Here is an 18,098-nt window from a genome sequence, read left to right as displayed (position 1 = left end):
AGAGCCCGTTCCATAACAGAACGTGCCAGACAAGGAGACGCAGTGATGATGGAGGTCGGAAGCGCTCGCCGATGGCTGGATGGGTTGGGCTGGGTGGTGATCTATGCGTTGGTCTGGGCACTCTTCAGCGAAGGTGGCGGATGGTCGCTGGGCGTACCGACCATCCTGTTGGCCGCAGGGCTTTCAGTTTGGTTAGGGTTGCGGCCCTGGCACCCATCGCTGCGGGCGCTGCCTGGGTTTGTCGGTTTCTTTCTCGGCAGGATGGCCGCTGGTGCCTGGGATGTGGCCGTGCGTGCGGTTCATCCACGCCGACCGCTGCAGCCCGCGTGGCTCGACTATCCGGTTGCTAGCTCTTCGCCTCAGGTGCGGCTGGTGCTCTCTGCGCTGGTCGGCCTGTTACCCGGCACCCTGGCCTCGCGAGTGGAGGGCGACCAGATGCGGGTGCATGTGCTTGATGAGCGCCAACCGTGGAAACCCACCGTGAGCGAACTCGAACAGCGACTTGAGCAGCTCCTGGTGCGGGGGCGCTCGCATTGATGGCGGTGTACGCGTCCCTGCTGCTGCTAACCATCATCATAGGGCTCGGCCGCGTGGTGTGGGGGCCGGGTCGGGTGGATCGGCTGCTGGCGATTCAGCTGTTCGGCACCACCGGCACGGCCTTGCTGTTGGTGCTGGCTCAATGGCAACACCAACCGGCGCTACGTGACGTGGCGCTGCTGCTGGGGTTACTCGCAGCGGTCGCAAGCGCCGCGCTGGTGCAATTGCTGCGCAGGGGCCGACATGACTGAGCTGCTGCTGGATGGCCTCAGCTGGCTGCTGCTGATTGGCGGTCTGCTGTTTTTCGTGGCGGGCAGTATCGGTCTGCTGCGCTTTCCCGACACCGTCAGCCGTCTGCATGCCTTAACCAAGGCGGACACCCTGGGCCTCGGACTGGTGATTGCCGGCCTCTCGCTGCGTGCCGACAGCCTATGGGAGGTCGGGCAGATGGTGCTGATCTGGCTGTTGCTGCTGGCCTCCAGCGCCACCGCCTGCCAGTTGCTGGCGCGACAGGCCGGTGAGGAGCCGCGCGATGACTGAATGGCTGTTCGACGGCGTGCTTGGCCTACTCCTGTTGGGGCTCGCCTTTGGCGCGCTGCATGGTCGCAACCTCTACACCAGCGTGCTGCTGTTCATCGCCTTCGGCCTCGCACTGGCGTTGATCTGGGCGCGCCTGGGCGCAGCGGACCTGGCGTTGGCCGAAGCGGCGATTGGCGCCGGGCTGACGGGTGTTCTGCTGTTCACCGCACTGGCGCGCCAGCCCGGGCCGGCGGATCTGCCAGATGCCACCGGTACGCGACTGCGCCTGGGCGCCGCGGCTGTGGTGCTGCCAATGCTGATCCTGCTGGTGCAAGGGCTGGCGCCTCTGAGTGAGGTAGAGCCGCGTATGCCGGCGCTGATCGCACTGCATCTGGATGAGACCGGTGTCAGCCACCCGGTAACCGCCGTGCTGCTGAACTACCGCGCCTGGGACACGCTGCTGGAACTGGCCGTCCTGCTGCTGGCGCTGCTTGGCGCTCGGCAACTGGGGCCGCGACCGCTGGATCTGGCGGAGCCCTGGCCGCTTCTACGAGCTTGGGCGCGGGTGCTGGCCCCGCTGCTGGTGCTGGCTGCCGGCTACATTCTTTGGCGCGGAGCCAGCGCGCCAGGTGGCGCCTTTCAGGCTGGGGCGCTACTGGCCTCGGGTGTGGTGCTACTGCGCTTGTCGAGCTTGGTGCCACGGTTGCGCTGGTCATTCACGCCGTTGCGCTTGCTGGTGCTGGGCGGCCTGCTGGTGTTTATCGGTGTTGCGTTGATGACCGCCTGGCTGGGCGAGGGCTGGCTGACCTACCCACGCGGGGCGGCGAAGCTGCTCATCGTCCTGATCGAGAGCGTAGCGACCCTGTCGATCGCTGCGAGCCTCAGCCTGCTGGTGGTGGGCGAAGGGGAGGACGTTTCCTCATGACCAGCAGCCTGTTCTGGATGATCATCGGTGCCACGCTCTGGTTACTGGGGCTGCACGGCCTGCTGACATTGCGTCAGGCACTGCGCCGGATCATCGCCTTCAACCTGATGGGCAGTGGTGTGTTTCTGGTGATGATTGCCCTGGCGGCGCGCAGCCAGCCGAGCGATCCGCTGCTGATAGCGCTGGTGGTGACCGGGCTGGTGGTGGCGGTCAGCGCCACCGCCCTGGCGTTGCGGTTGGCCGGCGTGGCGCAGGGTCAGGAGCACTCAAAGGGCCAGCAGGAGCCGCGACAATGAATGCGGCGTTGCTGAGCCTGTCCCTACCGCTGCTTGCAGCTCTGCTGCTGGTGTTGCTGCGGCCGGCTCGCAGTGGCCTCTGCGTGATCCTGATGAGCGCAGCCAGCCTGACCGCCGCGGCGTTTGCCTTGCAGCAGGCGATCAGCCTCGGGCCGCAGCTGTTGCAGATCGGCGGTTGGGAGACACCGTTGGCGATCCGGTTCCAGCTGACCCCGCTCACCGCGCTGCTGATGGTCTTTACCGCCGGCCTGCATCTGCTGGTCGCGCTCTATGCAGCGCGCAGCCCGCACGCCACTGGCAACGAGGATTACTGGCCGTTGTCGTGCCTGTTGCATGCGTCGCTGGTCGCGCTGTGGCTATCGGCAGACCTGTTCAACCTGTACGTCACGCTTGAATTGCTGAGCCTCTGTGCCGTGGCGCTGGTGGCCCTGGCCGGGCGTAAGGCCTATCGACCGGCCTTCAACTACCTGATGTTGTCGCTGGCCGGGTCGCTCGCCTACCTGTTCGGCGTGGCGTTGTTCTATGGCCGCTACGGCGTGCTCGATGTGCTGGTGCTGGCCGAGCTGACCGAGGCCGACAGCACGACCCGGCTGGCGCTATTGCTGATGAGTGTCGGGCTGATGCTCAAGGCGGCATTGTGGCCGCTGCACCTGTGGCTGCCTCCGGCGCATTCCGGCGCACCGACGGCGGTCAGCGCCTTGCTCTCCGCGCTGGTGGTCAAGGGACCGATCTATATCTTGTGGCTGATCTGGAGCCAGATCGCGCCACCGGAGCTGGGGCGTCAGGCCGGGTTTCTATTCGCCGGGGCCGGCATCCTGGCGTTGATATCTGGCGGCTGGTCGGCGCTGCGCGCGCCGCGCCTGAAAATGCTGGTGGCCTATTCAACGGTTGCGCAGCTGGGCTATGCGCTGTTGGCGCTCGGCCTGCTGCTGCATTGGCAGGAGCCGCGAATGGAGGCAGCGTTGTGGCTGTTCATCCTGGCGCATGGGCTGGCCAAGGTGTCGATGTTCCTGGCTGCCGGTGAGCTGCAGCGGGTGCTGGGTACGCGTCGGGTACGTGCGTTGAAAGGGGCCAGCCAGAACATGCCGGTGGCCATGGCGACCTTCGCTGTCGCCGGTGGCAGCTTGATTGGCTTGCCGCCCAGTGGAGGCTTTCTTGCCAAGTGGCTGTTGCTGCAGCCGCTGTTCGAGCAACCGCAGCACTGGCCATGGGCTTTTGGTGTGCTGCTCGGCACGCTGATGTCGGCGGCCTATGTGTTCCGTGTGGTGGCGCTGGGCTTCGATCGTGCGCGGCCCAACCCACCCAGCGTCAAGCCTGATCCCGTTGCGCAATGGCTGGCGATGCTGCCGGCGCTGTTGGTGCTCAGCCTGGCGCTGATCAGCGAGCCCTTGCTGCTCTGGCTCGGTGGGGTGGCACGATGAACTGGACCCATTGGTTACCGCTGGCCATCGTGCTCAGCTCGCTGGTGCCGGGCCTTCTGATCTTCACCCTGCACGAAGACCAGCATCGGTTGCGGGTCACGCTCAACCTCTGTGGTGTGGTGATCAAGCTGTTGCTGGTGGCGGCGATGATCTATGGCGTGAGCAAAGGCCTGGAGTTTCGCTTCAGTCTGCCATTCCTTCCCGGCGCGCCGCTGGTGCTGCAAGGCGATGCGCTGTCGCTGTTGTTCGTCGCACTGTCGTCTGTGCTGTGGCTGGCCACTACCGTTTACGCCATTGGCTACCTTGAAAATTCTCCGTTGCAGTCGCGCTTCTTCGGCTATTTCAGCCTTTGCGTGAGCGCCACCGTAGGCCTCGCACTGGCGGGCAATCTGGTCAGCTTTCTGTTGTTCTACGAGATGCTGACCTTGGCGACATTCCCGCTGGTGGTGCATCGCGGTACGCCCGAAGCGCTGCGCGCCGGGCGCGTCTATCTGGCCTACACCGTGGGCGGTGGTGCGTTGGTATTGATGGGCGTGGCGCTGCTGCATGGCCTGGCCGGCGGGCAGGACTTCCAGCCGGGCGGCTACTTGCTGCCGGCGGTGGGCGAGCACGACCTGGCGTTGCGCGTCGCCTTCGTCCTGCTGGTCGCTGGGCTTGGGGTCAAGGCGGCGCTGATCCCGCTGCATGGCTGGCTGCCAAAGGCGATGGTGGCTCCGGCGCCCGTCAGTGCTCTGCTGCATGCGGTGGCGGTGGTCAAGGCCGGTGCGTTCGGGATTATCCGGGTGGTCTATGACGTCTATGGCGCCGAGGCGATGGGTCAACTGGACATGGCCGGGCCGCTGCTCTGGCTGGCCGCGGCAACGATCCTCTATGGCTCGATGCGCGCTCTGCAGCAGCAGGAGCTGAAGAAGCGCCTGGCCTACTCGACCATCAGTCAGGTGTCCTACGTGACACTTGGCGTTGCGCTGCTCGGGCCGATTGCGGCGGTCGGTGGGCTGGTGCATCTGGTCCATCAGGGGCTGATGAAGGTCACGCTGTTCTATTGCGCGGGCAATTTCGCCGAAACCCTTGGCATCCATCGTGTTCGCGAAATGGACGGTGTCGGCCGGCGCATGCCGCTGACCATGACGGCGTTCAGTATCGGTGCGCTGGGCATGATCGGCATTCCGCCGATTGCTGGCTTCGTCAGCAAGTGGGCGCTGGGCATGGGCGCGCTGGAGGTCGGGCAGGATTGGGTGCTGCTGGTCTTGATGGGGTCTGCGTTGCTCAATGCCGGCTATTTCCTGCCGCTCCTGTGGCGTGGCTGGTTCGCCGAACCGGCTGACTGGCACGAAGACAACTGGCGCGAGGAGCGCTGGGAAACCCACTGGATGTTGTTGCTCCCCGCGATCTTCACCGCCTTTTTGTCAGTGCTGGTGGGCGTGCTGGCCGGCACGGCGCTGAGCCCGCTGGGCTGGGCGCAATTGATCGTCAATCGCGAGTTCGAGATATGAGCGGCGCCTGGCTCTGGATGCTGGTGCCGGTGGCGCCACTTCTGGCCGCGGGCTGCCTGGCCATCTGGCGCGAACGGGCCATCGGCTGGCTATGGCTGGCCTGTATTCCGGCGCTGGCGCTGGTTGCTCAGCCCGTTCCCTTGCTGGAGCTGCCGATGCTCTGGGATGGCGTGCGCTGGGGTGCCAGTGATGACCTTAGCCGTGCCTGGCTGGGCTTCACCGCGCTGCTGTGGGGCTGTGCAAGCGTCTTCGCCAGCAGCAGCCAGAAGGATGACGCTCATCGGCTTCGCTTTTGGACCTTTTGGCTACTGGCGCTGGCCGGCAACCTGATGCTGATCATCTCGACCGACGCCTTGAGCTTCTACCTCGGTTTCAGCGCCATGAGCCTCGCCGCGTATGGGTTGATCGTGCATCGGCGTGGGCCCGGCCCCCGTCGCGCCGGACGGCTGTACCTGCAACTGGCGATCTGCGGCGAAATGGCTTTGCTCGCTGGGCTGATGCTGCGCAGCCACGACGCGGACGGCGATTTCTCCTTCGCCGCCTGGCAAATGCTGCCCATGGATGGCCTGACGCTGGTCCTGTTGCTGGCGGGGCTGGGGCTCAAGGCCGGTTTCTGGCCACTGCACGTCTGGTTGCCCCTGGCCCATCCGGCAGCACCTGCACCGGCCAGCGCGGTCCTGTCCGGGGCGATGCTCAAGGCCGGTCTGCTGGGCATTTGGCGATGCTTGCCAGAAAGCGATCCGTTGCTGTCGAGCTGGGCGGACGTGTTGCTCGCCATGGGCATCTTCGGCGCCGTTTACCCCGCATTGCTCGGGCTCGCGGCAAGAAAGGCCAAAGCGGTGCTGGCCTATTCATCGGTCAGTCAGATGGGCTATCTGGTGATGCTGCTGGCGCTGGCTTGGCGACATCCCGAGCAACTCCAGGCGATGACCGTCGTGCTGATGCTCTACGGCGTCCATCACGGCCTGGCCAAGGGGGCGCTGTTTCTCGCGGCGGGCTTGATCCATGCCGGTCGTCTTCCGCGCATCGGCTGGGCGATTTTGGCACTGCCGGCCCTGGCGATTGTGGGCTTGCCGCTGACCAGCGGCGGGGCAGTCAAGACCGCGTTGAAAGACGTCTGGCATGCCGGTGAGTTCGAAGGTTGGCTGGTCTGGCTGAGCCTCAGCAGCCTGACTACCGCCCTGCTTTTGATTCGCGCGCTGTGGTTGCTACGCCAGGATGCCCGCGATGCGCCCGCGACGCGTCCACCGCTACCTCAGCTGTTGCCCTGGGCGTTGCTTAGCAGCAGCTCGTTACTCTTGCCCTGGCTGTGGCCCGCCCTGCGCGAGCCGATGCTGCATGGCCTTTATCCTGGGGGCATCTGGGCCGCACTATGGCCGCTACTGCTGGCATCGGTTTTGGCTGGCGTGGCCTTGAAAAGGGGCTGGAAGGTTCCGGCACGCCTGGCGAATCTACCCAACCCGGCGCTGACGCTCTCGCTGCGACTCCGGCATCTGGTATTACGCCCACCGATGGCCGTTCCAACCCTCCATCCGAACACCTCGCGCTGGCGGCAACGGGAGCGCCGCTGGAACCGCTTCTGGAGCACCGGCGCACTCACCATGAGCGCCTGGTTGCTGGCCGCTTTGCTGTGGTTGGGTTGGTTGTGGTGACGCGTTGCGCTTGCAACCCTGGTTACACCTCGCTTGCGGTTACGGCGTGGGGAGGGATGGCCGAACACGCACGGCCCTAAATACACGGCACCGATAACGCAGGGCCGATTCCATTCGGCTTCCCGTTTGCGCTCATCGATCAGGCGTAGCCCGCGTCAGATCTCGAACCGCCGGACCTGCTGAGTCAGAGCGCTACCGAGCCGTGCGAGCTCCACGCTGGAGGCGGCTGTCTGCTCACTGGACGTCGCGGACTGATCGGCAATATCGCGTACTCGGGTCACGCTGCGGCTGATTTCTTCAGCCACGGCGCTTTGCTCTTCGGCCGCAGTTGCGATCTGCTGCATCATTTGCTGAATAGCGGCGATCATGCAGGTGATGTCTGCCACCGCCGCACCAGTCTCGTCGACGCCCGCCACGGTGGCCTCCGTCAGATCGCTACAGCCCTGCATGGTTTTAGCGGACTCCTCGGCAATCCGCTGCAGCCCTTCGATCAGTGATTGGATTTCGACCGTCGCGTCCTGGGTGCGACGAGCAAGTGTTCGCACCTCATCGGCCACCACGGCGAAACCTCGGCCGGCATCGCCAGCGCGTGCGGCTTCGATCGCAGCGTTCAGCGCGAGTAGGTTGGTCTGGTCCGCTACCGACTTGATAACGTCCAGTACACCGCCGATCCGCTCACTTTCACTCTTCAGGCGCGCCATCGCCGCGGTCGATTTTGTCACCTCATCGGCAAGCCGCTTGATCTGTACCACCGCCTGGCGTGCCGTCGCCTCGCCGGCTTGCGCTTGCTGATCGGCTGAATCCGCCGCGCTGGCCGCTTGCTCGGAGTTTCGCGCGACCTCGAGCACTGTCGCAGCCATTTCATGAATCGCCGTGGCTACCTGATCGACTTCCAGTTTTTGTGCGATGACGCCTTGGCTCGCCTGCTCGGTAGACTGGGATAGCTCTTCGGCGGAGGACGATATCGTTTCAGCTGAGCGCCGTACCTGCCCGATCAGCTCGCCGAGGCTGCGTTGCATCTCTCCAAGGGAGGCCATGACGCTGCCAGCCGGCGCGTGCTCCATTCCCGGCATGCTGCGCATGTCACCAGCAGCGACGCGGCGGGCTGCAGCGGATAGATCGAGCGGCTCGGCGCCCAGCGTGCGCAACAAGCTGCGGACGATGCCGATACCCAGACCGAGCGCGAGCAATACGGCAATCAAACAGACACCGATCATCAGGTTGCGTTGGGTTTCATATTCGTTGCGCTCGGCCACCACTTCCGCGTTCGCGGCGCTACGGCTGTGCTGCATATAGCGTTCGCCGGCGGCCAGCAGCTGACGCAGCAGTGGAATGCAGTCTCGGTTGATCCGCACGATGGCGTCTTCGCGCTGCCCGGCTACGGCGCGTTCGACGATGTCCAGTGCTACTGGACCGTAAAGGCTTTCTATGCGGGCTATCTCGGCAAGAAGCTGCTTTTCTTCTTTGGCCTCAGCACCAGACAAACGATCTACCGCCGTCTTGAGATTACTGAGATGAGTCTGAACGTCGCGGTGTGCTTCGAGGACTGCTGCATGTTCGAGCTTCAGGTCAGCTTCCGAGGACACCAGCACCAGGTTACGGGCTGCGACTGCGCGGCGTTGCGCCGCGATGAGTAATGCTGACGCCAGCTCTTCGCGGGCGTTAACACCTTCGACATAGTCAGAGAAGGCATCGTTGAACTTGGAAAGCTCGGCAATCGCCAACGCAGAAATGAGCAGAACGATCAGCGTAAGTGCTGCAAAGCTCAGGCCGAGCTTCAATTTGACGGTTAGGTTCATGGGATTTCCGCACAATTTATGAGGATCTTCCCTGAGCTGACTGCACCATCGTCCCTGAAATGACTATTCAGTCAGGGTAGTGGCATCAAGACATCATAAGTACTGTACTTTGGTATCGATGCTGTACAGGAATCGTACGGTTTTCTGTGAGCGAGCCTTCCGATAGGCTAAGGGCCGTCAGAAAGCTATTTGCTCCTGTGGATTTATCCGGCTGTAAATACTCGCGGAGCGAGTGCTTATTAATTTTTTATTGCCACATAAAAAAGGCGCCAACGGCGCCTTGAGTTGAAGCGTTAAGTTCAGGCTGTGCCGAGCTCGGTACGATCACTGCCATCTTCCGCCAGTAACTGCCCCAGCGGAGTACGGTCGAAACCGTCATCGGCGACTTGATCGGCTTGAGGTGTCAGATCAAATCCATCTTCTGCGAATTGCTCCGCTTGCGGCGTAGAGTCAAAACCGTCTTCAGCAATCTGCTCGCTGATGGGAGTGTGATCGAATCCGTCTTCAGCAATTTGCTCGCTCAATGGCGTGCGATCGAAACCGTTTTCAGACAGGGTGCGGTCAGTTGATAACTGCTTTTGGACGGTTGAGGTGCTTTGCGCTTCCCCCAGAATTGGTTGCGGATGGCTTGGCGGGATCGCAAAGGCCGTCGAAGCAACGCTGGCCAGGATGGCAGCTGCTAATAGCTTTTTCATGAGTGTGTCCTCGGTATTAGTGGGTACGGGACACATGCTACGGGCGAGGGTCAGTTGAACAAACGCGAGCGTATCAATAGTACAAATCGACAACTGTGATACTAAGTGTCGCTGTCGCTAATTGATTAATTCAGCCAATTATTTAATTCAATTAAATCGATAGTTAACCAGCTGACCGTAGTTATCGGGCGGTTTCGCCTTGTACAGCCGTTAGGCTTTGCCGAGGTTTACCGATCGCGGCCATGCTGCGGTCGTGTAGATGCACCAACAGCGTCATGGCGGTCAGGCTGCCAAGCAACGCGCAGAACATGTCGGCCTGCGTGTCCCACTGATCGCCCTGCATGCCCAGAAAGGCTTTGGCGCCCTGGCCAAGCGAAAGGGCCGCCGCCCACTCGACCAGCTCGTAAACAGCGCTGAGCATCATCGCCATGCTTACGCAGACAAACGGCAACAGGTGTTTGCCATGAACGCGCTCATTACGCACCAGCAGTTCCCGCGCGATCAGCGCAGGCACAACGCCCTGGAAAAAATGGCCAAGCCGGTCGTAAGGGTTACGGCTCAGGTCCAGCCAGTCCTGCAGCCAGAAGCCGACCGGGACACGGGGGAAGGTGTAATGGCCGCCCGCAACCAGCCCCAGGGCCTGGACAGCCAGCAACAAGTACAGCAGCGAAGAGAGCGGAAATCGTCTATGGGTGTAAGCCAATGCCGGCAGCAGGATGACCACGGGAAGGACTTCCATCAGCCAGGTGGTACGGTCGTGCGGGTTGATGGCGGAGGCCAGCAAGGCCAGTACAACGAGGAAAACCAGGGTCTTGAACAACAGCGGTCGGTGCATTCAACCTGCCTTTTTCGGAATCGGGCGCATGTGCAATGGACCGCGAAACCGGGGCGATGACTGCTGCGAAAGCGCGAAACGCTCCCGTTCTGGCCGCTCGCGGCCGTCAGGGCAGGGCTTTTTCGGCGTAGGTGCGGGTCGCCAGTCCGAGCTGGGAACGGAAGCTTTCCATGTCGAACATGGTGCAGATCTCGCGGATCTGCTGCCCCGGCGTCAGGGTCCAGAAGGCCATCGCTGAAATGCTCAAGACCTTGTCGCTGGGTGGGTAGCCGAGCGCGGGTGTTTCGATGGTGCCAATCAGGGTGCTCCAGGTGACGACCTTGTCGCCCTCGGCAACGCATTCCTCGACCACCACTTCGAGATCGGGCATGGCAGTACGGATCTGGGTCACCATCGCGGCGAACTCAGGGCTGGCCATCGGATGGCCGACGAAGGAGCTCTTGTAGAGAAAGTCTTTGCTGTGCAGCTTCTCGGCAAGGGCCAGGTGTCCGCGGTTCCAGCTCAGATCGATGTGCTGGCGGACCAGCCGTTTGTTGTCGTCCAGTGACATTTGTCGCGTCCGGTAAGTGGCGGGACTACGAACTGTAGCAGCCGCCACCCGGAACAGGCATCAATCGACAGATCCCTTCGTCGGCTCAATCCACCGGCAGGCGCAACCGAAACGCAGCGCCGCCAAGCATGGAATCGTCGAGCCTGAGCTCGCCGCCGTAGCTGTCGATGATGTCCTTCACCACTGCCAGGCCAATGCCTTGGCCGGGGTGCTGGGCATCCAGCCGTTCACCACGACGCAGGATCCGGGCGCGCTGGTTGACCGGCACGCCGGGCCCGTCATCTTCGACGCTCAGGGTCAGGTATTCGTCGCCCTGCTGCAGGCTGATGCGCACCTGATGGAGGCAGAGCCGGTAGGCGTTCTCCAGCAGGTTGCCGAGCAGTTCCATCAGCGCACCCTGCTCCAGCGGCAGGGTGGCCTTTGCTGGAACCTGCAGCTCGACCTGCACGCGCTTGTCCTGGTAAACCTTGTCCAGCGTGCTGCAAAGGCGCACCAGCAGCGGCTGCAGCGCTACCCGGTGGCGCACCAGGCCGCTCTGACCGAGGCTTGCCCGCTGCAGCTGGTAGCCGATCTGCTGGCTCATGCGCTCGATCTGCGCGCGCATCACACGGGACTGTTCGCGGTTGTCCGGCTGCGTACTGATCGCCTCGCCGACGCTCTGCAGCACCGTCAATGGCGTCTTAAGGCTGTGGGCCAGGTCGCCCAGCGAGTTGCGGTACTGCTCGCGCTGGCGTCGCTCGCCGTCGAGCAAGCGGTTCAGCGAGCGGGTCAGGCGCAACAGTTCGCGGGGGTGTCGATCGCTGAGCCGATCCAGCCGCCCCGCCTCGACCTGATCCAGCTCGAGGCTTAGTCGTTTGAGCGAGCGAAAGCCCCAGGTCAGGCCCAGCCAAAGCAACGTCAGCAGCACCAGCAATCCGCCACCGAGCCAGAGATACAGCTGTTGCCGGAATTCCTCGAACAGGCTGCGGTATTCACTGGTGGGTTGCATGGTGACGAAGCTGAACGCCTGACGCTGATCGGTGTTCAGCCGCAGCTCCACGTCGTAGACGAAGTACTCGGCGCCATCGGCATCGCGGATCCGCTGGAATTCGGTGACGTCGCCCTGCAGGCGTGGCTGATAGTCGATGGATTCGTCTTCGGCCGAACGTGACTGCCAGAGCCGTTTGCCTTGCGGGTCGTAGATGTAACCCAGCAGCTTCGCATCGGGCAGGTCGAATTCTTCATCGGGCAACCGCGCCGGCATCACCAATCGGCCCTGTTCGATGCGCGATGCGGTGATCAGCGTATTGGCATCGGCGGCCAGGCGCTCTTCGATGACCCGCTCGAAGGCGAGGCTGAACGCAGCCTGCAGCACCGGCAGCAGGGCAAGCATGAACAGAACGGCGAGGCAGGTGGCGCCCAGCATCAGGCGCAGGCGCAGCGACAGGGTGCCGTTGCGTGCGGCCCGAGCCAGCACGCGCCAGCGGCGCCAATTGAGGCTCATCGGCAGCGCTCGGTGAACAGATAACCCAGGCCGCGAACGGTATCGATGGGTTTAAGCCCGCCGTGGGCTTCCAGCTTGCGACGCAGCCGGCCGACCAGCACCTCGATGACGTTGGCGTCGCGTTCGTTGTCGTCCGGGTAGAGCTGCTCCATCAGCCGTTCCTTGGCGACCACCTGCTGCTGGTGACGCATCAGGTATTCCAGAATGCGATATTCAAAGGCGGTCAGCGGCAGGGGCTCGTCATCCACCAGTGCCTGTTTGCGGTTGAGGTCAAGCTTGAGCGGGCCGGCTTCGATGCTCGCCTGGGTGAAGCCGGACGAGCGTCGCAGCAACGCGTTGAGCCGTGCCTCCAGCTCCTCGAACTGGAAGGGTTTGACCACGTAGTCGTCGGCACCGGCGGCCAATCCTTCGACCTTGTCCTGCCAGTTACCGCGCGCCGTGAGGATGAGGATGGGAAAGCGCTCGCCATTGCTGCGCAGCTGGCGAATCAGATCCAGGCCGGAGATGCCCGGCAGGCCGAGATCGACCACGGCCAGGTCATGATTGAATTCCCGTGTCTGGTAAAGCGCCTCTTCGGCATTCGCCACCGCATCGACCACATGCCCGCTTTCGCTCAGGCGAGTCAGCAGGTGGTGGCGCAGCAGCGCCTCGTCTTCCACCACCAGCACTTTCATGTGCGGCTCCTGTCATGCAAACGGCCGGGACAATCCCCGGCCGTGTTCCTGTTGATGCAAGCGCGCCTGCTTAGAACTTGTAGTTCACGCCCAGGTAGGCCTGCTTGCTGCTATGCAGGTCGATCGAACCGACCTTGCCAACGCCGCGCTCGGCCACTTCGGTGCCAGCGTTGCTACGCAGATAGCGGTAACCCGCTTCGATCGACGTGTTCTTGCCGACGTCTTGCAGCACACCAGCCTGCAGCCCCACCAGATAACCGATGTCACTGTCGCGGCGGTAACCGCTGGACTCATTCTCGAGCTTGGTCAGACCGGCACTGGCGCCACCGAACAGGCGGGTGGTGTCGCCGACCGGGAGGAACATGTCGTAGCTGCCGAGCAGGTTCTGCTGACGCAGCTTGAGCGAGCTGCCGTAGTCGTCGGATACGTTTTCGTAGGTGGCATAGTAGCGTGCCTCATCGGTCATCTGACCGGCGCGGATGCCCCAGGTGCCGCTGTTCTTGATGGTGTCGTCGAAACGGTTCGCGCCCGGCATGTTCTGCTTCAGGGTGCTGGAACGGTCGATGTTGACGGTGCTTTTGCCCCAGGTGAGGCCAGCGAAGTTGTCGGCGGCTTGGGCGCCGAGGGTAAAGACGCTGAGAGTGGTGGCGATGGCCAGGGTATGCAGCTTGTTCATGTGTCGCTCCTTTGCAGGCGTGGAAAAATTTACGTCTCCATCGTGCCTGCGGGAGGCTGAACAGCGCCTGAACCCTGGCTGAACCTGAGCTGAACGATCATGCAGCCAGCGCAGCCTGGGCTGCGCTGGTGGTCAGCTAGCGCCCGCGACGCCCCAGCAGGGCGACCAATGCTGCTGCCCCCACCGCCACGGCGGCTGTGGTCGCGACCGGATGCTGCGTGGCACGGGTGTACAGGCTGCGTGTCAGCACCATGCCCGGATAATCGCCACTGGCGCTGCCGTCACCCGCGCTGCCGACATCGCTGTCGTAGAGCGCGCCGCGTGGGTGTCGGTCTGGGCGGCCGCTCTTGATGGTGTCGTAGACAAAGGTGCGGTTGATCCAGTCGGCCAGGTGCGGCGCGTTCTGCGCGAGTCGCGAGAGCAACTTGGCATTGCCGATATAAACGTCGCGCTGCGGGTGCTCGGCGGCATGCAGAATCGCCCGCGCGACCACTTCGGGGGCATAGACCGGCGGCGGAAACACTGGCGCGCTGGGCAGGTAGTTCTTCGAGTGATCCATGAATTGGGTGTCGGTCGAGGAGGGGCGTACCAGGGTTACCGATACCGGCGAGTGCGACTTTTGCAGCTCGACGCGCAGCACGTCGGTCATCGCCTTGATCGCATGCTTGCTGGCGCTGTAGCTGCTGTGGAAGGGCAGGGCATTGGCCGATTCCACACTGCCGATGTTGATCAGGGCGCCGCCTTTGTCGCGCAGATGCTTAACGGCGATGGAGGAGCCGTAGTGAGTGCCCCAGAAGTTGGTCTGCATCACCTGATAGTGGTCTTCGTCGCTGACCTCATCGAAGCGTCCCCATACCGAGCTGCCGGCATTGTTGATCCAGGTGTCAAAGCCACCGAAGCGGGCGACGGTCTCGCTGGCGACGCGTTCCAGCTGCGCGCGCTGGCCGACATCGGCCATGACGTGAAGAACCCGGTCACCCGCGTTCAGATCACGCTCGATGTCGAGCAGGGCTTCTTCGTTACGCGCCACCAGCACCACGCGTGCGCCTCTTTCGATGGCGAGGCGGGCGGTCGCCAGGCCGATCCCGCTCGAAGCACCGGTGATAACGATGACCTGCTCATGCAAGGGTTTGAGAGAAATGCGCATCGGGATCTCCTCGGATAGCGGCGATGTGGATTGGCTCGGTAGAAGCCGTGGCCGCGCTTCCGGTTCCGGGCAGGCGATGGATGGCAGCGGTTGATCGATCCTGGGCTGGGTGGTGCTGCTGGCGCTGCCGAGGTACAGCGGGCATGTTCTGACCGAATACATCACCATTCTTCAGCAGCCAGGAAGCGAGCAAATCACGCGCTGCATCAGTAGCGGCAGCATTCTGGTCGACGGTTTGCTGACCCTGCTTGAGGTGGCCATGGTGCGCGCGCTATCGAGCCTGACGTATCACTACGTCGAGCTGAAGAGGATCGAGGTGGGGCGCCGGCTTGCACGCAGTCAGCCAAGACCGCTATCGCCGGTTTGAATCAGCCTTGACGAATAGATGATCCGCTGCAGCAGGCGTGGAATCTGGCGCCGAGGGCGCCGAATCGGTGGGTTGGCTTGCTGGGTAGGTCTGGTGCAGAGGCACTTGCTGCTGGCCATCAACGGACCAGGTGACCGTCGCCTCGATCTGGCTGTCAGGTGCGATACCGAGTCGGTTGTTCAGCGGACACTGCGTTTCAGGCCCGCTGGTCAACTCTCCCGATTGGCGGCTGCGGCTGGTACCGGCGTGGCCCTTGGAACGCACTTCCAGCTGGTAGCTAAGCCGGTGGGGTTCGGCACTGCTGAAGCACAACCGCACATTCAACCGGTCGGCTTCGGGCAGCAGCTCCAGGCGAGCATCAACCGGACCGGCGGAGGCGAGCAGCATGGCGGCGAGGGTCGCGGTGAGCATAGGGGATGGCCAAGGTCTGGATCACTGTTGGGTAACGGTGGCCATGTTGCCGGTCCCCGTCTGCGAAATCACCGCGTTCATGAGTTCGGCGTTCTGAGTGATCGAGGCCTGGTTTGCCATGCCGACCTGGTTGATGCGGGCCTCGTTGTAGCCAGCTAGCTGGTTGATGGCGGCGATGTTGTCATCGCCCGATTGCACCACGCTGGCTTGGTTGCCATCGAACCATTGCACCAACTCGACGCTGTTGCCATTTCCAGTTGACGAGCCTCGGAATGCATTGCTGCGCCCGCTCTGCTCAACTGTCAGCAGGTTGTCGTCGCCTGCCTGATTGAACTCGACTTCACCAAACAGGTTGTACTGCGAGATCGTCGCGGTGTTCAGGTTGCCGTTCTGGGCCAGTTGAATATCGCTGCCATCGCCCTGCTCGATGCTAGCCCTGTTCTCGTCGCCGACCTGATACACAGCTGTCCAATTGCCGTGGTAAATGCCGTCTTGGGTCATTACCAGCGAATTGCCATTGCCAATCTGACGTGCCTCGGCCCGAGCGAAACCATTTTGAGTGGCCGAAATGGAATTGTTGTCGCCGATGCTGCTGATTTGCAGCTCATTGGTATACCAGTGCTGCTCGACCTCGGCGCGGTTGCCGGTGCCCTGCTGATAGACGCTGGCGCTGGAGAAGCGAGTCTCATCGCCCTGGTAGATGGAGGCGCTGTTGCTGCCAATTTGCACAATGCTGGCGACATTTTCCTCGGCGATCACGCCCTGAAAGATCGAACCGCTGTTCGCCGTACCGTTCTGGCGGATCGTGGCCTCGTTAAGCAGCCCGGTCTGATCAACCGTGGCGTCGTTGTCATTGCCTGTCTGCACGAGTTTGGCGCTGTTGTCGGCATGGGCGCCAACGGCGACAGACAGCAAAGCGGCTGACGCAAGGAGATGCAGACTGCGCATAGGGTTACCTTTTTATTAGCGATGCTGGTGATTAGCGATGCTGGACGATCTGAACGCGTTGGCCGCTGCCGTATTGGGTGACACTGCTGCTCAAGCCGCTGCCGAGCTGTTCGATGCTGGCAGCGTTGTTCGAACCAATCTGAGCGATCGCGGCCTGGTTGTCGCTGCCGATCTGGCTGATGTCGGCCAAGTTGCCCTGGCCGATCTGCAGAATGGTGGCGATCTGGTTCTCGCCTTGCTGGAGGATGAAGGCCTGCTGGTCGCTGCCCTGCTGCATGATGTTCGCCAGCTGAGCCGTGCCGGTCTGGCTTACGTCAGCGAGGTTGTCGCTGCCTGTTTGCAGCACTCGCGCGACCTGCATGTCGGGCAATTGCAACGCAGCCGCCGACTGATCAGCGAGGCTCGCTGAGCCTCCCGCAAGGTCTCCGTTGTCCATCAGGTCGGCCGCATGAACCGCGTGACCGGTGAGCAGAAGCGCGGCGAACAAGCCGCGGCGGAATAGGGCTAGACAATCCATGCAGGCACCTCGGAATAGTGTTCGGATTCTTGACTGCAGGCGGGGCGCTGAACATCCATCGAACGGTGCAAAACAAGCGCTACGTGATGAACGGGGCGAATTAATCCTTTTGCAATTCACAGCTCGTCCCGGTCCATGTCGAAGGTGTCCTGGAGTAGGTTCTGCAGCTTGCTGCGGTTGACTTCCTCCAAGATCAGCTGCGCGGCTTGGGTGGCGATGTCTTCGATCTCCGCTACGTTGGGCTGCAGAAAGCGCCGGTAGACCGTGCGCTGCCCATACTCCACCCAGACCAGGCTGCCCCAGCGCGCGGAAGGACGTTCACGCACCACCAGATCGCCTTCAAGCGCGCTGGCGTCCTGCAATTGAAAGCTCAGGTAGCGGTGGAAGTCGTGACCGAAGCGAGTGATGGTGTTGTCGATGATCAGCCCGCTCAGTTCCGCCTCGCCTTCCGCCTGGCCCAGCGCTGCCTGAGCCTGCAGCGGGCCGAGCAGGCTCAGCAGCAACAGGCACAGCGTCAGGCGTGACACGACTCGGACCAATCCAGTCGGCCACGTAGCAGAAAGGCCGCCTCGGCCCGGTTGGAGGCACCAATCTTGCGCAACAGGTTGTGGATATGGCTCTTGATGGTGTGGGGGCTTAGGCACAGCTGCTCGGCTATTTCGGCGTTGGACAGGCCTTTGCCGGCGAGGCTGAGGATTTCCCGCTCACGCAGGGTCAACGACGGTTTGCTGCCAGCGAGTTGGCGCATGCGTCGCCACTGGCTGAGCAGGCGTTCGGTCAAGACCCGCGGCAGCCAGTCGCCGCCTTCGAGCAATACTTGGATGCCGTCGAGCAGGTGCTCGCGAGTGGCATGGCTGTAAAACACGCCGCGGATGGCAGGGTGCTTGTCGACAAGTTGCTCGGCCTGTTCCGGGGCGATGTTGACCAGCGCAACGGGTGTCTGCTCGTCGAGCTGATCGAGCAGAGTCGACAATTGCTCGGTCTGGCTGTTTCCCGAGTCGAGTAGGTAGAGATCGGTGCTGCCCGGGACGATCTTCTCGAGCCGCGCCAGGGCTACCTCTAGCTGAGCCTGTTCACCAAGAAAGTGCTTGAAGAACAGCCCGAGAAGCTCATTGCCGGTCAGCAGGGTGACGGTAGGCCGGTTACGTTCCAG

General features: G+C 62.8%; 22 protein-coding genes. 9 read left to right on the top strand and 13 right to left on the bottom strand.

From position 1 onward, the window contains the following. Positions 1–45: 45 nt before the first annotated feature. The 8 genes from RT21_RS12915 to RT21_RS12880 are packed head-to-tail and all read left to right on the top strand — an operon-like array spanning position 46 to position 6,843. Positions 46–537 (top strand): Na+/H+ antiporter subunit E, encoded by a 492-nt coding sequence (locus RT21_RS12915; RefSeq protein ID WP_046163031.1) that lies wholly within the window; start codon positions 46–48, stop codon positions 535–537. Beyond that, the gene (locus RT21_RS12910) at positions 537–788 is read left to right on the top strand and encodes an MrpF/PhaF family protein (protein ID WP_046163030.1); all 252 of its coding nucleotides are present in this window, start codon (positions 537–539) and stop codon (positions 786–788) included. Before RT21_RS12915 ends, RT21_RS12910 begins: the two co-directional genes overlap by 1 nt. After that, the gene (locus tag RT21_RS12905; protein WP_045431315.1) at positions 781–1,077 is read left to right on the top strand and encodes a cation:proton antiporter; all 297 of its coding nucleotides are present in this window, start codon (positions 781–783) and stop codon (positions 1,075–1,077) included. The genes RT21_RS12910 and RT21_RS12905 overlap by 8 nt, the downstream gene beginning before the upstream one ends. After that, the gene (locus RT21_RS12900; protein WP_046163029.1) at positions 1,070–1,981 is read left to right on the top strand and encodes a hydrogenase subunit MbhD domain-containing protein; all 912 of its coding nucleotides are present in this window, start codon (positions 1,070–1,072) and stop codon (positions 1,979–1,981) included. The genes RT21_RS12905 and RT21_RS12900 overlap by 8 nt, the downstream gene beginning before the upstream one ends. Beyond that, on the top strand, positions 1,978–2,277 hold the full coding sequence (locus tag RT21_RS12895) for an NADH-quinone oxidoreductase subunit K (RefSeq protein ID WP_046163028.1): 300 nt from the start codon (positions 1,978–1,980) through the stop codon (positions 2,275–2,277). The genes RT21_RS12900 and RT21_RS12895 overlap by 4 nt, the downstream gene beginning before the upstream one ends. Continuing rightward, entirely contained in the window at positions 2,274–3,698 is a 1,425-nt protein-coding gene (locus RT21_RS12890; protein WP_046163027.1) for a complex I subunit 5 family protein, read from the top strand. The genes RT21_RS12895 and RT21_RS12890 overlap by 4 nt, the downstream gene beginning before the upstream one ends. Continuing rightward, positions 3,695–5,191 (top strand): complex I subunit 5 family protein, encoded by a 1,497-nt coding sequence (locus RT21_RS12885; RefSeq protein WP_046163026.1) that lies wholly within the window; start codon positions 3,695–3,697, stop codon positions 5,189–5,191. Before RT21_RS12890 ends, RT21_RS12885 begins: the two co-directional genes overlap by 4 nt. Continuing rightward, complete coding sequence (locus RT21_RS12880) at positions 5,188–6,843, top strand: complex I subunit 5 family protein (protein ID WP_046163025.1); 1,656 nt, start codon at positions 5,188–5,190, stop codon at positions 6,841–6,843. Before RT21_RS12885 ends, RT21_RS12880 begins: the two co-directional genes overlap by 4 nt. A 155-nt stretch (positions 6,844–6,998) precedes the next feature. Here the strand turns inward: RT21_RS12880 and RT21_RS12875 are convergent, their stop codons facing one another. From RT21_RS12875 to RT21_RS12840, 8 genes are all read right to left on the bottom strand, one after another. Continuing rightward, entirely contained in the window at positions 6,999–8,642 is a 1,644-nt protein-coding gene (locus tag RT21_RS12875) for a methyl-accepting chemotaxis protein (protein ID WP_046163024.1), read from the bottom strand. A gap of 299 nt (positions 8,643–8,941) precedes the next feature. Further along, complete coding sequence (locus RT21_RS12870; RefSeq protein ID WP_052724749.1) at positions 8,942–9,337, bottom strand: hypothetical protein; 396 nt, start codon at positions 9,335–9,337, stop codon at positions 8,942–8,944. Positions 9,338–9,518: 181 nt separating this feature from the next. Beyond that, a complete protein-coding gene (locus RT21_RS12865) occupies positions 9,519–10,172 on the bottom strand; it encodes a DUF2238 domain-containing protein (RefSeq protein WP_046163022.1) in 654 nt (217 codons plus the stop codon). Positions 10,173–10,278: 106 nt separating this feature from the next. Beyond that, positions 10,279–10,722: a ketosteroid isomerase-related protein gene (locus RT21_RS12860; RefSeq protein ID WP_046163021.1), complete on the bottom strand. Its 444-nt coding sequence runs from the start codon at positions 10,720–10,722 to the stop codon at positions 10,279–10,281. 85 nt (positions 10,723–10,807) lie between these two features. Then, positions 10,808–12,205, bottom strand: a complete 1,398-nt coding sequence (locus RT21_RS12855; RefSeq protein ID WP_046163020.1) for an ATP-binding protein — start codon at positions 12,203–12,205, stop codon at positions 10,808–10,810. Further along, on the bottom strand, positions 12,202–12,879 hold the full coding sequence (locus tag RT21_RS12850) for a response regulator (RefSeq protein WP_045431287.1): 678 nt from the start codon (positions 12,877–12,879) through the stop codon (positions 12,202–12,204). Before RT21_RS12850 ends, RT21_RS12855 begins: the two co-directional genes overlap by 4 nt. A 70-nt stretch (positions 12,880–12,949) precedes the next feature. Further along, positions 12,950–13,555: an outer membrane protein gene (locus tag RT21_RS12845; protein WP_046163019.1), complete on the bottom strand. Its 606-nt coding sequence runs from the start codon at positions 13,553–13,555 to the stop codon at positions 12,950–12,952. Between the two features lie 136 nt (positions 13,556–13,691). Next, positions 13,692–14,702, bottom strand: a complete 1,011-nt coding sequence (locus RT21_RS12840; protein ID WP_046163018.1) for an SDR family oxidoreductase — start codon at positions 14,700–14,702, stop codon at positions 13,692–13,694. Between the two features lie 112 nt (positions 14,703–14,814). Here RT21_RS12840 and RT21_RS12835 point away from each other — a divergent pair, with 112 nt between their 5' ends. Next, on the top strand, positions 14,815–15,069 hold the full coding sequence (locus tag RT21_RS12835; protein WP_156155717.1) for a hypothetical protein: 255 nt from the start codon (positions 14,815–14,817) through the stop codon (positions 15,067–15,069). On the opposite strand, the gene csgH is transcribed toward RT21_RS12835, so the two are convergent. The 5 genes from csgH to RT21_RS12810 all read right to left on the bottom strand — a co-directional run bounded on the left by csgH (position 15,055) and on the right by RT21_RS12810 (position 18,044). Beyond that, positions 15,055–15,480 carry a curli-like amyloid fiber formation chaperone CsgH gene (gene csgH / locus RT21_RS12830; protein WP_046163016.1) on the bottom strand — a complete coding sequence of 142 codons (426 nt, stop codon included), beginning with the start codon at positions 15,478–15,480 and terminating at the stop codon, positions 15,055–15,057. The two genes, RT21_RS12835 and csgH, sit on opposite strands and share 15 nt — an antisense overlap. Before the next feature lie 21 nt (positions 15,481–15,501). Further along, positions 15,502–16,428, bottom strand: coding sequence for a hypothetical protein (locus RT21_RS12825; RefSeq protein WP_046163015.1), 927 nt, complete (start codon positions 16,426–16,428; stop codon positions 15,502–15,504). Positions 16,429–16,459: 31 nt separating this feature from the next. After that, a complete protein-coding gene (locus tag RT21_RS12820; protein WP_046163014.1) occupies positions 16,460–16,945 on the bottom strand; it encodes a curli production assembly protein CsgB in 486 nt (161 codons plus the stop codon). A 116-nt stretch (positions 16,946–17,061) separates the two neighbouring features. Beyond that, the gene (locus tag RT21_RS12815) at positions 17,062–17,472 is read right to left on the bottom strand and encodes a CsgE family curli-type amyloid fiber assembly protein (protein ID WP_045431266.1); all 411 of its coding nucleotides are present in this window, start codon (positions 17,470–17,472) and stop codon (positions 17,062–17,064) included. After that, positions 17,460–18,044 (bottom strand): helix-turn-helix transcriptional regulator, encoded by a 585-nt coding sequence (locus RT21_RS12810; RefSeq protein ID WP_045432296.1) that lies wholly within the window; start codon positions 18,042–18,044, stop codon positions 17,460–17,462. Before RT21_RS12810 ends, RT21_RS12815 begins: the two co-directional genes overlap by 13 nt. Between the last annotated feature and the right edge of the window lie 54 nt (positions 18,045–18,098).

Source organism: Pseudomonas sp. 10B238, from assembly GCF_000970615.1.
GTDB lineage: Bacteria > Pseudomonadota > Gammaproteobacteria > Pseudomonadales > Pseudomonadaceae > Stutzerimonas.
The sequence above is the reverse complement of the archived record's forward strand: the minus strand, read 5'-3'. Positions and strand labels throughout refer to the sequence as shown.